This is a genomic window from Pseudomonas sp. B22129, from assembly GCF_044218875.1.
GTDB lineage: Bacteria > Pseudomonadota > Gammaproteobacteria > Pseudomonadales > Pseudomonadaceae > Aquipseudomonas.
This window is the reverse complement of sequence record NZ_CP162592.1, coordinates 5882332-5896833: the sequence shown is the minus strand read 5'-3', so window position 1 is coordinate 5896833 and position 14502 is coordinate 5882332. Positions and strand designations below refer to the sequence as shown.

Below are 14502 nucleotides of genomic sequence, written 5' to 3'. Positions count from 1 at the left end.
ACTGGTAACGGATCAGGCTAAGGTAAAATTTGTGAGTTCTCTTAGTTGAGAAATTCGAATTTTCGGCGAATGTTGTCTTCACAGTATAACCAGATTGCTTGGGGTTATATGGTCAAGTGAAGAAGCGCATACGGTGGATGCCTTGGCAGTCAGAGGCGATGAAAGACGTGGTAGCCTGCGAAAAGCTTCGGGGAGTCGGCAAACAGACTTTGATCCGGAGATGTCTGAATGGGGGAACCCAGCCATCATAAGATGGTTATCTTACGCTGAATACATAGGCGTAAGAGGCGAACCAGGGGAACTGAAACATCTAAGTACCCTGAGGAAAAGAAATCAACCGAGATTCCCTTAGTAGTGGCGAGCGAACGGGGACTAGCCCTTAAGTGGCTTTGAGATTAGCGGAACGCTCTGGAAAGTGCGGCCATAGTGGGTGATAGCCCTGTACGCGAAAATCTCTTAGTCATGAAATCGAGTAGGACGGAGCACGAGAAACTTTGTCTGAATATGGGGGGACCATCCTCCAAGGCTAAATACTACTGACTGACCGATAGTGAACTAGTACCGTGAGGGAAAGGCGAAAAGAACCCCGGAGAGGGGAGTGAAATAGATCCTGAAACCGTATGCGTACAAGCAGTGGGAGCAGACTTTGTTCTGTGACTGCGTACCTTTTGTATAATGGGTCAGCGACTTATTTTCAGTGGCGAGCTTAACCGAATAGGGGAGGCGTAGCGAAAGCGAGTCTTAATAGGGCGTCTAGTCGCTGGGAATAGACCCGAAACCGGGCGATCTATCCATGGGCAGGTTGAAGGTTGGGTAACACTAACTGGAGGACCGAACCGACTACCGTTGAAAAGTTAGCGGATGACCTGTGGATCGGAGTGAAAGGCTAATCAAGCTCGGAGATAGCTGGTTCTCCTCGAAAGCTATTTAGGTAGCGCCTCATGTATCACTGTAGGGGGTAGAGCACTGTTTCGGCTAGGGGGTCATCCCGACTTACCAAACCGATGCAAACTCCGAATACCTACAAGTGCCGAGCATGGGAGACACACGGCGGGTGCTAACGTCCGTCGTGAAAAGGGAAACAACCCAGACCGTCAGCTAAGGTCCCAAAGTTATGGTTAAGTGGGAAACGATGTGGGAAGGCTTAGACAGCTAGGAGGTTGGCTTAGAAGCAGCCACCCTTTAAAGAAAGCGTAATAGCTCACTAGTCGAGTCGGCCTGCGCGGAAGATGTAACGGGGCTCAAACCATACACCGAAGCTACGGGTATCACGTAAGTGATGCGGTAGAGGAGCGTTCTGTAAGCCTGTGAAGGTGAGTTGAGAAGCTTGCTGGAGGTATCAGAAGTGCGAATGCTGACATGAGTAACGACAATGGGTGTGAAAAACACCCACGCCGAAAGACCAAGGTTTCCTGCGCAACGTTAATCGACGCAGGGTTAGTCGGTCCCTAAGGCGAGGCTGAAAAGCGTAGTCGATGGAAAACAGGTTAATATTCCTGTACTTCTGGTTATTGCGATGGAGGGACGGAGAAGGCTAGGCCAGCTTGGCGTTGGTTGTCCAAGTTTAAGGTGGTAGGCTGAGATCTTAGGTAAATCCGGGATCTTAAGGCCGAGAGCTGATGACGAGTTAACTTTTAGTTAACGAAGTGGTTGATGCCATGCTTCCAAGAAAAGCTTCTAAGCTTCAGGTAACCAGGAACCGTACCCCAAACCGACACAGGTGGTTGGGTAGAGAATACCAAGGCGCTTGAGAGAACTCGGGTGAAGGAACTAGGCAAAATGGCACCGTAACTTCGGGAGAAGGTGCGCCGGTGAGGGTGAAGGACTTGCTCCGTAAGCTCATGCCGGTCGAAGATACCAGGCCGCTGCGACTGTTTATTAAAAACACAGCACTCTGCAAACACGAAAGTGGACGTATAGGGTGTGACGCCTGCCCGGTGCCGGAAGGTTAATTGATGGGGTTAGCTAACGCGAAGCTCTTGATCGAAGCCCCGGTAAACGGCGGCCGTAACTATAACGGTCCTAAGGTAGCGAAATTCCTTGTCGGGTAAGTTCCGACCTGCACGAATGGCGTAACGATGGCGGCGCTGTCTCCACCCGAGACTCAGTGAAATTGAAATCGCTGTGAAGATGCAGTGTATCCGCGGCTAGACGGAAAGACCCCGTGAACCTTTACTATAGCTTTGCACTGGACTTTGAATTTGCTTGTGTAGGATAGGTGGGAGGCTTTGAAGCGTGGACGCCAGTCTGCGTGGAGCCATCCTTGAAATACCACCCTGGCAACTTTGAGGTTCTAACTCAGGTCCGTTATCCGGATCGAGGACAGTGTATGGTGGGTAGTTTGACTGGGGCGGTCTCCTCCTAAAGAGTAACGGAGGAGTACGAAGGTGCGCTCAGACCGGTCGGAAATCGGTCGTAGAGTATAAAGGCAAAAGCGCGCTTGACTGCGAGACAGACACGTCGAGCAGGTACGAAAGTAGGTCTTAGTGATCCGGTGGTTCTGTATGGAAGGGCCATCGCTCAACGGATAAAAGGTACTCCGGGGATAACAGGCTGATACCGCCCAAGAGTTCATATCGACGGCGGTGTTTGGCACCTCGATGTCGGCTCATCACATCCTGGGGCTGAAGCCGGTCCCAAGGGTATGGCTGTTCGCCATTTAAAGTGGTACGCGAGCTGGGTTTAGAACGTCGTGAGACAGTTCGGTCCCTATCTGCCGTGGACGTTTGAGATTTGAGAGGGGCTGCTCCTAGTACGAGAGGACCGGAGTGGACGAACCTCTGGTGTTCCGGTTGTCACGCCAGTGGCATTGCCGGGTAGCTATGTTCGGAATAGATAACCGCTGAAAGCATCTAAGCGGGAAACTAGCCTCAAGATGAGATCTCACTGGAACCTTGAGTTCCCTGAAGGGCCGTCGAAGACTACGACGTTGATAGGTTGGGTGTGTAAGCGCTGTGAGGCGTTGAGCTAACCAATACTAATTGCCCGTGAGGCTTGACCATATAACACCCAAGCAATTTGACTACTCGAAAGAGCATCAGATTGCGGTGTGTGAAGACGAGATGAACCGAAAGTTCGACGTTCACAAAACACCGAAAGCTGTCACATACCCAATTTGCTGAAGCGAGGCATAAGCCACGAGTCAGTACCCGAATTTCTTGACGACCATAGAGCATTGGAACCACCTGATCCCATCCCGAACTCAGTAGTGAAACGATGCATCGCCGATGGTAGTGTGGGGTTTCCCCATGTGAGAGTAGGTCATCGTCAAGATTAAATCCCAGAACCCCTGTTTGCTAACGCAAACAGGGGTTTTGTTTTGGGCGGTCGGAAATATCGCCCACGTCTACCGACAAATTTGCACAGTTATCTCTGAACCCTGTTGCCAGCGGTTGTACGAGCACGCCGCAGCCGTTTATTATCCAGTGGTCTATTTACGACATCTCAAAGGAAATACCTTGCCCCGTTCCAACTGGCTGCCTACGCCGCCATAGCGCAACGCCCCCCTCGCGACACCCTGACCGCCTCCTGGCTGCGGTCGTACCTTGCTGCCCTCAATTTTTGACCGTAGCGAACCCACAATTCAACTGAATACAGACGCACCTGCATGGCTCAGCGCTCGACGCTGCGCGTCATGCCGTTCCTGCTATGGGTAAATCAATGTTTGAAAAGATCAAAGCTGCTTGGCTATCAAATGTCCGGGCGGATGTACTCGCTGGTTGCGTCGTTGCACTGGCCCTCATTCCCGAGGCCATCGCGTTCTCCATCATCGCCGGAATCGACCCCAAGGTTGGACTCTATGCCTCTTTCTGTATCTGTACCGTTATTGCCTTCGTAGGCGGTCGCCCCGCCATGATTTCGGCGGCCACCGGTGCCATGGCGTTGTTGATGGTAAATCTGGTCAAGGATCACGGTCTTCAATATCTGTTGGTCGCCACGCTTCTTTGCGGTGTATTGCAGATCATCGCCGGTTATCTACGCTTAGGAGAATTGATGCGTTTCGTTTCACGCTCGGTGGTGACCGGGTTCGTCAACGCGCTTGCGATCCTCATTTTCATGGCACAGCTGCCAGAGCTCACTGACGTCACCTGGCCCGTCTATGCGATGACAGCCGGGGGGTTGGCAATCATCTATCTGTTTCCACGCTTACCGATGGTGGGCAAGCTGCTCCCCTCGCCACTGGTTTGCATCCTGGTACTCACCGCGATTTCGGCTTGTATGGGGCTTCATATACGTACCGTCGGGGATATGGGTTCACTGCCTGATAGCTTGCCGATCTTCATGTGGCCTGACGTACCGCTAAACCTGAATACTCTACTTATCGTGCTCCCGTACTCCGCTGCGTTGGCGGTAGTGGGTTTGCTGGAGTCGATGATGACTGCGACTATTGTCGATGACTTGACCGATACGCCCAGCGATAAGAGTCGGGAGTGCAAAGGTCAGGGTATCGCTAACATTGCGAGCGGTCTCATCGGCGGTATGGCTGGCTGTGCAATGATCGGTCAGTCGATGATCAACGTGAAGTCTGGCGGCCGAACTCGCCTGTCGACGCTAAGCGCAGGTGTACTGCTACTTATCATGATGATTTACCTGGGTGATTGGCTGGCCCGGATACCGATGGCTGCCTTGGTCGCGGTGATGATCATGGTGTCGATCAGTACCTTCAGCTGGGGTTCCATCCGCAACCTCAAAGAGTACCCGCTCTCCACGAACATTGTGATGGTCGTGACGGTGATTGTGGTTGTCGCTACGCACAACCTTGCGTATGGCGTAGTAGCGGGTACCTTGCTAGCTGCCATGTTCTTCGCTAACAAAATTGCGCATTACCTGGACATCGCCTCGAAACATGATCCTGAACATAGCCACCGCACGTACTACGTGGCCGGGCAGGTGTTCTTCGGTTCAGCGGATCGGTTCACAAATGCCTTCGACTTTAATGAAAAACTTGAGACTCTCACGATTGATCTTTGCGACGCCCACTTCTGGGACATTACTGCAGTCGCAGCGCTGGATAAGGTCGTGCTCAAGCTTCGTCGTGAGGGCGTTCAGGTCGATGTTATCGGTATGAACCGGGCAACCTCTACACTTGTGGATCGATTCGGTGTTCACGACAAACCGGATGGCATCGATATGCTGATCAGCCACTAATCGTAAACGTCTGGGTATCCCGTCTTGCGCCGTTAAGCCGGTTGCCAACGATGCGGCAACGACGCCCCGGTTTCACTCGCCTGTTTCGTCTGCAGGCGAGTGAGTATGTCTTTTAGATAGGCATCGGCCGAGAGTACGGCACCTTCGGTTTGGAAGCCTTTCTGGAACCGAAATCCGTTCTCTCCTGACAAAACAGCATGCCGTTGGGGAAATCGATGCAAAGTGTTTCTGCATTTTTGGTATGGTGCAGCACATTTTCACAAGGATTGATCTTTCATCCGCAGGACGCGGCGTCGACCTTCTTCAACGAGATGCTGTAGAAATGCCTGAACCGATACCGATCAAGGATCACGAAAAAGAAAACCGCCTGGTCAACAAGCGCCTGCTCGCGTGCGCACTGTTGGTGATCGGCATCACCTGCGCGCTGGTGGGCCGCATGTATTTCCTGCAAGTGGTGCAGTACGACTATCACTCGACGATTTCCGAGAATAACCGTGTCCACGTCTTACCGATCACGCCGACCCGCGGGTTGATCTACGACCGCAATGGCGTGGTGCTGGCTGACAACCGCCCCAGTTACAACCTGACGATCACCCGCGAACGCACGACCGACCTCAAAGGCGAGCTGGACGCTATCGTCAACCTGCTGCACCTGCCTGCCGAAGACCGTGCGGTGTTCGACAAGGCGCTAAAGCAGGCACGCCACCCATTCGTTCCCGTCACGCTGTTTTATGAGTTGACCGAGGAGCAGATCGCCGTTCTGGCCGTCAACGAGTTCCGCCTGCCAGGCGTCGACGTCGAACCGCAATTCGTTCGTCATTATCCACTGGGCGCGCATTTCGCCCATTCGATCGGCTACGTTGGCCGTATCAATGAAAAAGAGTCCAAGGCCCTCGATTCCGTGGAGTATCGCGGTACCCAGTCGATCGGCAAGACCGGTATCGAGCGGTTCTATGAGTCCGAATTGCATGGCCACGTGGGTTATGAAGAGGTCGAGACGAATGCCCAGGGCCGTGTATTGCGCGTGCTCAAGCACACTGACCCGGTTCCGGGTAAAAATATTGTATTGAGCCTCGACGTCCATCTCCAGGAAGCTGCTGAAGAGGCCTTGGGCGACCGTCGTGGCTCGGTGGTCGCCCTCGACCCGCAGACTGGCGAAGTACTGGCTATGGTCAGCAAGCCGAGTTTTGATCCGAACATGTTTGTCACCGGCATCAGCTTCAAGGAATACGCCGCGCTGCACGACTCCATCGACCGGCCGCTGTTCAACCGCGTCCTGCGCGGGCTCTACGCGCCCGGTTCGACCATCAAGCCTGAAGTCGCCATTGCTGGCCTCGACAGTGGCGTCGTGACCGCCCAAAGCCGGGTGTTCGACCCCGGTTACTACCAGTTGCCTGATTTCGACCACAAGTATCGCAACTGGAACCACAGTGGCGATGGCTGGGTGGACATGGACGCTGCCATCATGCGTTCCAACGACACCTATTTTTACGACCTAGCCCACAAGCTCGGCATTGACCGTCTGCATGACTATCTGGCCGAATTCGGCCTCGGCCAGAAAGTCTCCCTCGACATGTTCGAAGAGTCAGCCGGCCTGATGCCGTCCCAAGCCTGGAAGCGCGCGACACGCCGCCAACCCTGGTTCCCGGGTGAAACCGTGATCCTCGGCATTGGCCAGGGTTATATGCAGGTCACGCCGCTGCAATTGGCCCAGGCAACGGCCTTGATCGCCAATAAAGGCGTGTGGAACCGGCCGCACCTGGCCAAGACCATCAACGGTGTGCCGCCGGTGGACGAAAACCCGATGCCCAACGTCGTCCTCAAAGACCCGCGAGATTGGGAACAGGTCAACCACGGCATGCAGCTGGTGATGCACGACCCGCGCGGTATTGCTCGGGCGGCAGCGCAAGGCGCGCAATATCGGATTGCCGGCAAGAGCGGTACGGCGCAGGTGGTCGCCATCAAGCAGGGTGAGCGTTACAACCGTAACAAAACCCTGGAGCGCCATCGCGACAACGCCTTGTTCGTCGGCTTCGCGCCGGCCGAGCACCCCAAAATCGTGATCTCGGTGATGATCGAAAACGGTGAGGCGGGTGGTCGGGTCGCGGGCCCTGTGGTGCGGCAGATCATGGACGCCTGGTTGCTCGACCAGGACGGCCATTTGAAGCCGCAATATGCGACGCCAGCCAAAGCGCCCGGTGACCCGCACGTTTGACTCAGGCCTTCCACTCGTCCCATTGTTCAACGCCATCATGTGCCAGCCATGGCACATCATGGGCGGTCCAGATGTGCGAGGTGGGCCTGATGCCCGGATCATCATCCAGCGTCGCCACCCGCACAATCACGTGGGGCTGATGCTCGCGCTCCGCCATCAGCTGTGAGCCGCAACGCGAGCAGAAATGCCGGTGTTTGCCCGGTGACGATTCAAAGGATGACAGCAGCGCCTCACCTTCAATCCAGTGAAAGTGCTCGCGCATCACGCCGGCCGTGGCCACGAACGCGGCTGCATGCACCTTGCGGCAGCTGTTGCAGTGACAATGGCTGATGGGCATGTCCAGGCTGTCCACCTGATAACGTACGGCGCGGCAGAAGCAACTTCCATTCAACGGGTCAGTCATAACGTATTGCCAGTTCAAGGATGGGGTCATCATCATCGCGCAGACACCAGAGTTGCGCATTGGTCGATGTCGCCTACTGTCAATGGAGGAGGTGACTTATGCACGTACTAGATCGCATCGAACGAAAAGTCCTGCTCAACGCATCACGTAAACACGTCTGGGAAGCGCTGACCGACGCCGAGCAATTCGGCAGTTGGTTCGGTATCGCCCTCAAGGGCAAAACCTTCACGGCAGGGGAAACCCTCGAGGCACCGATAACCTACCCCGGCTACGAGCATGTGGTCTGGAAAGCCAAAATCGTGCGCATCCTGCCGCAAACCCTGTTTTCATTTCAGTGGCACCCGTATGCGGTTGAGGCGGGGGTCGACTACGACAACGAAACACCCACGCTGGTGGAGTTCACCCTTGAGGATCGCGCGCCGGGTATTTTGCTGCGGGTGGTTGAATCCGGCTTTGATGCCGTCCCCGAGGCTCGCCGGCAGAAAGCCTTCAAGATGAATTCCCGCGGCTGGGATGAGCAAATGGGCAACATTGAAACCTATCTCAACCAGGCTCGTCGCGCCTGAACCGAACGGGCATCTTGCCGATGCCCGTCTTCCTTACCGTCAGCCTTCGTGGGCCGTGGTGATTTCCAGGGTGTCGGTGAAGGTCACCAGCACACTCTGCCCGACCTTCAGGTCTTTAAGCCCGGCACGGATCTCCAGTTTTTCAACGTTCAGCACCTTGGTCGCACCGGTCGGATTTTCCAGGGTGACCTGGTTTTTCTTCAGGTCGATATGGGTGATCTTCAGTTGCACCTGCACCTGGCGAAATGCTGCACCGCCGGGGTTCGGGTTGTCGGCGGTGGCACGCAGCACGCCGGTTTTTTCGCTGGAGTCCGGGGCGCTCTTGTCCACATCGGTGTCGAGTACGGCGGCTACCGAGTGGGTGGTCAGCACCTTCACTTGATCGCCCACCTTGAGGTTGCCCAGGTCCTTGGCGTCATCGCTCAGTTGTACATGCACCGGGTTGCCCTGGGCGCCTGCCAGCACCACCTGGTGGTTGGCGGCATCGACCGACAACACCTTGGTGGTCACTTCATCGGCTTCCAGGGATTTGGACAACGGGATATCGGCAGCGTAAGCGGTGAGGTTGCCGACGGACAGCAGGGTGGCCAAGGCGATGGCCTGGCGCAGGGTGCGGGTGAGCTTCATTGAGTTGACTTCCATGTGAGAGAAACCATGAGTCTAGTGGCGAGTCAGCGATGCGCAAATGCGCTGACCCGCCAGCAGATGACGCGGTTAGAAATCTATTGTTGCCGACAACTTGGCCACACGTGGATCGCCCTGGGTCAGATAGCCCCCCAGCGCCGATTCCCAATATTTGGTGTTCCCCACGTTCTCCACGGTTGCGCCCAGCGTTACATCACGCTGATCAACCTTGAAGTTGTAGCGTGCGCCCACATCGAAACGGTTCCAGGTCGGCAGGCTCAGGTTGTTTGCCGCGTCGGCGTACTGGCCGCCGGTGCGCAGCATCCGCCCGTTGACGCTCACGCCTTGCAGGCCGGGCACGTCCCAATCCACCCCGGCGTTAAGCTGGAATGATGGCACGCCGATTGCGCGGTTACCGTCGTTCGCGCCGTTTTGGGTGCCATTGACTTCGGTATGAATGATTGTCGCGCCGCCCAACAGGCGCAGGCCGCTGACTGGTTCACCGAAGACGTTCAGTTCTACGCCTTTGTTGACTTGCTCACCCTGGAACACAAAGGTCGCGCCACCTCCGGCATTCAGCTGGGAATAACCCTGGGTCGGTTGCTCGATCCGGTACACACCCAGTGTTGCCCCATAAGTGCCCATGTCGACTTTCACACTGGCCTCGGTCTGTTTCGAGCGGGCAGGGGCGAAGGTCTGGTTGGCGTTGCTCACGACTGCGCCGCCGAAGGTTGTCGGTGCAGTCGGCCCTGAAGCCAGGCCCTCGATATGGTTGGCGTAGAACGACACATGGTCCCACGGCTTGAACACCAGGCCATACACCGGCGTGGTAATGCCCTTGTCGTAGTTGGCATTGCGTATGCCGGTCCCATAGGCGTAGCCCTGCACGACCAGCTCCTGACGGCGCAGGCCGGCAGTGAACAGCAAGCGGTCATCCATGAAACCCAGGGTGTCCGAGACCGCTGCACTGCGGGCGAAAGTTTTGGCGGTGATGCCGGGGTCGTTCAGGTCGCTGCCGGAGGTAAAGCCACCTTTGGCCGGGGCGCTCACGTCGGCGGGGTTATAAATATTGGTGGGCTGGCTGCCCGAGGCAAAATCAAAGGCATTGCGGGTCTGGGTCCAGATGCCGGTCAGGCCCAGGTTCAGTTTATGGCTGACCGCACCGGTCTGGAACTTGCCGTTCAGGCCAGCCATCAGGCTGGTGTTGTCTTCCTGGTGAGCGATATGCGAGCCGCTGACGGTGGCATTGCCCAACGCATCGTTCAGGGTGACGGAGGAATAACGCCCGATTTCATTGGTGTGCTTGGCGCCGCCGGCGACGTAGGCGGTCCAGTTATCGTTGAGGTCGTACTCGCCACGCAGCATGCCGAAGGTGTCTTCGAGGCTGGTGGTACCCCAGTTCGGCGCATAATTGGTATCGGCCGACGGCGCATTGGGAATATGTGTCAGGCCGCTGCCGAGTAGCACCGTGTTACGCCCACCGTTGACCTGCTGCTTCTGATACACAAAGTCGCCGGATATCCGCAGTGCATCGCCGCGATAATCCAGGCCGATGGAAAACAGCTTCGAACGCTGGCTTTCATCGTCCACGCCGGTGTCGCCTTCGCGTTGGGAAATGTTCACCCGCGCACCAAAACGGTTGTCTTCGCCAAAACGCTGGCCGACGTCCAGGTGTTCGCCGACCCTGCCATCATTGCTGATGTCGGTGCTCAAGCGCCGCAGTGGCACATCATCGGCGCGCTTGAGTTGCAGGTTCACACCGCCGCCGATGCCGGAACCACCCGGCGTGACGCCGTTGATAAATGCGTTGGGGCCCTTGAACACTTCCACGCGCTCCAGTGCGTCGGTGGACATGATCTGGCGTGGCAGGATGCCGTACAAACCGTTGAGGGAAATGTCATCACCGTTGAGCGGCAGGCCACGGATCACGAACGCCTGGGCCTGGTTGGAAAACCCCGACGCCTGGCGCACGGATGAATCATTAAGCAGCACATCGCCGATGTTCTCGGCCTGCTGGTCACGAATCAATTTTTCGGTGTAAGCCGTCATGCTGAACGGCACGTCCATGATGTCCTGGTTGCCCAGCACACCCAGTTGCCCACCGCGCGCCACCTGGCCGCCGGCGTATACCGGGGGCAAGGCATTTGGCGCGGGGGCGTCGGCGTTGATGTTGGTGGCGCCCAATTCCAGTGTGTTGCCGTCCTGACGGGTGTTCGCATCCTGCGGGGTGGCTGGGGTGGCGGCGTGAGCGCTGAGGCCCAGGGAGCAGCAAAGGGCGAGCAGGGTAGGGCGAAACGGCACGGAAAGTCGGGTGGGCATGGTCGATCCTGACGGTGAACCGTCAATATGAGGAAAAGGGCAACGGCGGTTGCGCGTCCTCACTGCGCGGATACGACTCCGGTGCAAATGATAGTGATTGTTATTAATGTTTTGCAATAAAATTATCGGATTGAGGTCTGTGTGCGCGTTAACCTGCCGCGTTTGCGCGGATGCCGAGTAGAATCACGCCCTGAAAGCGATTCCTGAGGTGCGGTACGGTGGATTTACAGCAGGGTTTTGTCCTGACCCGGCATTGGCGTGACACGCCAGCGGGCACGGAGGTCAGTTTCTGGCTGGCCACCGACAAGGGCCCGAGGTTTATTCGCCTACCTGTGCAGACCTCGGTGATGTTCATTCCCGAGGCCCATCGCAAGCCGCTCGACTGGCTGCTCAAGGGCGAGCGTGATGTCGAACTGCGCCCGTTGCAGCTGTGCGACTTCCATCACCGGCCCGTCCTGGGCCTGTACACCCGCCAGCATCGCCAGGCGATGGACGTGGAAAAACGCCTGCGCGCGGCCGGGGTGGACGTCTACGAAGGCGATGTACGCCCGCCCGAGCGCTACATGATGGAGCGTTTCATCACCGCGCCGGTGTGGTTCGGCGGCACGCCGGACGCCAGCGGTGTGCTGTGCGACGCGCAGATGAAACCCGACCCCGACTACCGCCCGCCGCTGAAACTGGTGTCGCTGGATATCGAGACCACCGCCCAGGGCGATCTCTACTCCATCGCCCTCGAAGGCTGCGGCGAACGCCAGGTGTACATGCTCGGCCCGCCGAACAAAACCGACGCGGTGGACTTCAAACTCGACTACTGCGACACCCGCGCGCAATTGCTCGAACGCCTGAATGAATGGCTCGCCACCCACGACCCTGACGCGATCATCGGCTGGAATGTGGTGCAGTTCGACCTGCGTGTGCTCCACGAACACGCCCAGCGCCTCAACGTGCCGCTGATGCTCGGGCGTGGTGACGAACCCATGGCCTGGCGCGAACACGGCAGTCGCAATCACTATTTCGCGGCAGCGGCGGGGCGGTTGATCATCGACGGCATCGAAGCCCTGCGTTCGGCCACCTGGAGTTTCGAATCCTTCAGCCTGGAAAACGTCGCGCAAACCTTGCTCGGCGAAGGCAAGGACATTTCCACGCCGTATCAGCGCATGGACGAAATCAACCGCATGTTCGCCGAGGACAAACCCGCCCTGGCACGCTACAACCTCAAGGACTGCGAGCTGGTCACGCGGATTTTCGAGAAGACCGAACTGCTCAAGTTCTTGCTGGAACGCGCCAGCGTCACCGGGCTGCCGGCTGACCGCAGCGGGGGTTCTGTCGCAGCGTTCACCCATTTGTACATGCCGTTGATGCACCGCCAGGGTTTCGTCGCGCCGAACCTGGGCGACAAACCGCCCCAGGCCAGCCCCGGAGGGTTCGTGATGGACTCGCGCCCCGGCCTCTATGAATCGGTGCTGGTGCTGGACTACAAAAGCCTTTATCCGTCGATCATCCGCAGCTTCCTGATCGACCCGGTGGGCCTGATCGAAGGCCTCAAACATCCCGACGACAGCGCGTCCGTGGAAGGCTTTCGCGGCGCACGTTTCTCGCGCACCCGCCACTGCCTGCCGTCCATCGTCACCCGCGTGTCCGAAGGCCGCGAAGCCGCCAAGCGCGAGCACAATGCGCCGCTGTCCCAAGCCCTGAAAATCATCATGAACGCCTTCTACGGCGTGCTCGGCTCCAGCGGTTGCCGGTTCTTCGATACACGCCTGGCGTCCTCGATCACGATGCGCGGCCATCAGATCATGCGCCAGACCCGCGAGCTGGTTGAAGCCCAGGGTTATGAGGTGATTTACGGCGACACCGACTCCACCTTCGTCTGGCTCGGCAGCGCCCATTCCGGGGAAGACGCCAGCCGTATCGGCCGCGCACTGGTGCAGCATGTCAACGATTGGTGGCGCACGCATTTGCAGGACGCGTTTGGCCTGCAAAGCGCCCTTGAATTGCAATACGAAACCCACTTCAGCCGCTTCCTGATGCCGACCATTCGCGGCGCGGAGGAGGGCAGCAAGAAACGCTATGCAGGCCTGGTGGTGCGCGGCGATGGCAGCGAGGAAATGGTCTACAAGGGCCTGGAAACCGTGCGCAGCGACTGGTCGCCCCTGGCCCGGCAATTCCAGCAGGAGCTTTACCGGCGCATCTTCCACCGCCAGCCCCATCAGGATTACATCCGCGACTACGTGCGCCGCACCCTGAGCGGCGAGCTCGACGACCTGCTGATCTACCGCAAGCGCCTGCGCCGCCGGCTCGACGACTACGAACGCAATGTCCCGCCCCACGTGCGCGCCGCGCGCCTGGCCGACGACTACAACGACCGTCTGGGGCGCCCGCGCCAGTACCAGCGTGGCGGCTGGATCAGCTACGTGATCAGCGTCAACGGCCCCGAGCCGCTGGAAGTGCGTCAGGCACCGATCGACTACGACCACTACGTGACCAAGCAATTGCAGCCGGTGGCCGACGCGATTCTGCCGTTTGTGAATGATGATTTCTCCACCCTGGTCGGCGGGCAAATGGGTCTGTTCTAAAACGCTTGCCCAGGCACGGTGGGAGCCTGCACTCTAGGCCACTGACGACCACCCCAGACGGCGCAGCGCTCCATGACCCAGATCACCCTGACCGGCACTCAAGTCGAACTCCTTCCCCTGCAACGCGAACACGCGGCCGCCTTGCTCGAAGCTGCCGCCGACGGCGAGCTGTGGAACCTGAAAGTCACCAACGTGCCCGGCCCGGCCACCGTTGATCAATACATCGACACTGCCTTGGCAGGGCGCGAGGCCGGTACTGTCATCCCGTTCACCCTCGTGCGCCGGGATACCGGCCAGGTGGTGGGCAGCACGCGTTTCTGGAAAGTCGACCGGGTCAACCGCAAGCTGGAAATCGGCCACACCTGGCTGGCGCAATCCACCCAGAAAAGCGGGATCAACACCGAGGCCAAGTTGTTGTTGCTGACGTACGCCTTCGAAGTGCTCGGCTGCGTGCGCGTGCAATTCACCACTGACGAACTCAACGAAAAATCCCGCGCGGCGATCCTGCGCCTTGGCGCCGTGCAGGAAGGCATCGTGCGCCACGAGCGCATCATGCCCGACGGGCGCAAGCGCAACTCGGTGCGCTTCAGCATCATCGATTCGGAATGGCCGCAGGTGAAGGCCAGCTTGCAGGCCAAACTGCAGCGCTAG

At 57.8% G+C, this 14502-nt stretch carries 8 protein-coding genes and 2 rRNA genes; 7 read left to right on the top strand and 3 right to left on the bottom strand.

The window, feature by feature from the left end; translation table 11 throughout:
• Positions 1-110 precede the first annotated feature (110 nt).
• The 4 genes from AB4P94_RS26660 (at position 111) to mrdA (ending at position 7363) form a co-directional block, all read left to right on the top strand.
• Positions 111-3002: ribosomal RNA gene (locus AB4P94_RS26660) — 23S ribosomal RNA — on the top strand.
• A gap of 155 nt (positions 3003-3157) precedes the next feature.
• Positions 3158-3273 (top strand): 5S ribosomal RNA (gene rrf, locus AB4P94_RS26655).
• A gap of 387 nt (positions 3274-3660) precedes the next feature.
• Positions 3661-5148 carry a SulP family inorganic anion transporter gene (locus AB4P94_RS26650; protein ID WP_395608268.1) on the top strand — a complete coding sequence of 496 codons (1488 nt, stop codon included), beginning with the start codon at positions 3661-3663 and terminating at the stop codon, positions 5146-5148.
• Between the two features lie 322 nt (positions 5149-5470).
• The gene (gene mrdA / locus AB4P94_RS26645) at positions 5471-7363 is read left to right on the top strand and encodes a penicillin-binding protein 2 (protein WP_395608267.1); all 1893 of its coding nucleotides are present in this window, start codon (positions 5471-5473) and stop codon (positions 7361-7363) included.
• Position 7364: 1 nt separating this feature from the next.
• Here the strand turns inward: mrdA and AB4P94_RS26640 are convergent, their stop codons facing one another.
• A complete protein-coding gene (locus AB4P94_RS26640) occupies positions 7365-7766 on the bottom strand; it encodes a GFA family protein (RefSeq protein WP_395608266.1) in 402 nt (133 codons plus the stop codon).
• A gap of 98 nt (positions 7767-7864) precedes the next feature.
• Between AB4P94_RS26640 and AB4P94_RS26635 the strand changes: the two genes are divergently transcribed.
• A complete protein-coding gene (locus AB4P94_RS26635) occupies positions 7865-8332 on the top strand; it encodes an SRPBCC family protein (RefSeq protein ID WP_395608265.1) in 468 nt (155 codons plus the stop codon).
• Between the two features lie 39 nt (positions 8333-8371).
• Here AB4P94_RS26635 and AB4P94_RS26630 read toward each other — a convergent pair whose 3' ends face one another.
• Together AB4P94_RS26630 and AB4P94_RS26625 are read right to left on the bottom strand one after the other, a co-directional pair.
• Entirely contained in the window at positions 8372-8959 is a 588-nt protein-coding gene (locus AB4P94_RS26630; RefSeq protein ID WP_395608264.1) for a hypothetical protein, read from the bottom strand.
• Between the two features lie 87 nt (positions 8960-9046).
• On the bottom strand, positions 9047-11275 hold the full coding sequence (locus tag AB4P94_RS26625) for a TonB-dependent receptor (protein ID WP_395608263.1): 2229 nt from the start codon (positions 11273-11275) through the stop codon (positions 9047-9049).
• Positions 11276-11493: 218 nt separating this feature from the next.
• Here AB4P94_RS26625 and AB4P94_RS26620 point away from each other — a divergent pair, with 218 nt between their 5' ends.
• Both AB4P94_RS26620 and AB4P94_RS26615 read left to right on the top strand, forming a co-directional pair.
• A complete protein-coding gene (locus AB4P94_RS26620; protein ID WP_395608262.1) occupies positions 11494-13851 on the top strand; it encodes a DNA polymerase II in 2358 nt (785 codons plus the stop codon).
• Positions 13852-13923: 72 nt separating this feature from the next.
• Positions 13924-14502: a GNAT family N-acetyltransferase gene (locus AB4P94_RS26615; protein ID WP_395608261.1), complete on the top strand. Its 579-nt coding sequence runs from the start codon at positions 13924-13926 to the stop codon at positions 14500-14502.

What these genes read in the sequence shown, in the direction of transcription:
- mrdA (WP_395608267.1), top strand. Translation starts at nt 5,471, where the DNA reads ATGCCTGAACCGATACCGATCAAGGATCACGAAAAAGAAAACCGCCTG.
- AB4P94_RS26635 (WP_395608265.1), top strand. Translation starts at nt 7,865, where the DNA reads ATGCACGTACTAGATCGCATCGAACGAAAAGTCCTGCTCAACGCATCA.
- AB4P94_RS26615 (WP_395608261.1), top strand. Translation starts at nt 13,924, where the DNA reads ATGACCCAGATCACCCTGACCGGCACTCAAGTCGAACTCCTTCCCCTG.
- AB4P94_RS26630 (WP_395608264.1), bottom strand. Translation starts at nt 8,959, where the DNA reads ATGAAGCTCACCCGCACCCTGCGCCAGGCCATCGCCTTGGCCACCCTG.
- AB4P94_RS26625 (WP_395608263.1), bottom strand. Translation starts at nt 11,275, where the DNA reads ATGCCCACCCGACTTTCCGTGCCGTTTCGCCCTACCCTGCTCGCCCTT.
- AB4P94_RS26640 (WP_395608266.1), bottom strand. Translation starts at nt 7,766, where the DNA reads ATGACTGACCCGTTGAATGGAAGTTGCTTCTGCCGCGCCGTACGTTAT.
- AB4P94_RS26650 (WP_395608268.1), top strand. Translation starts at nt 3,661, where the DNA reads ATGTTTGAAAAGATCAAAGCTGCTTGGCTATCAAATGTCCGGGCGGAT.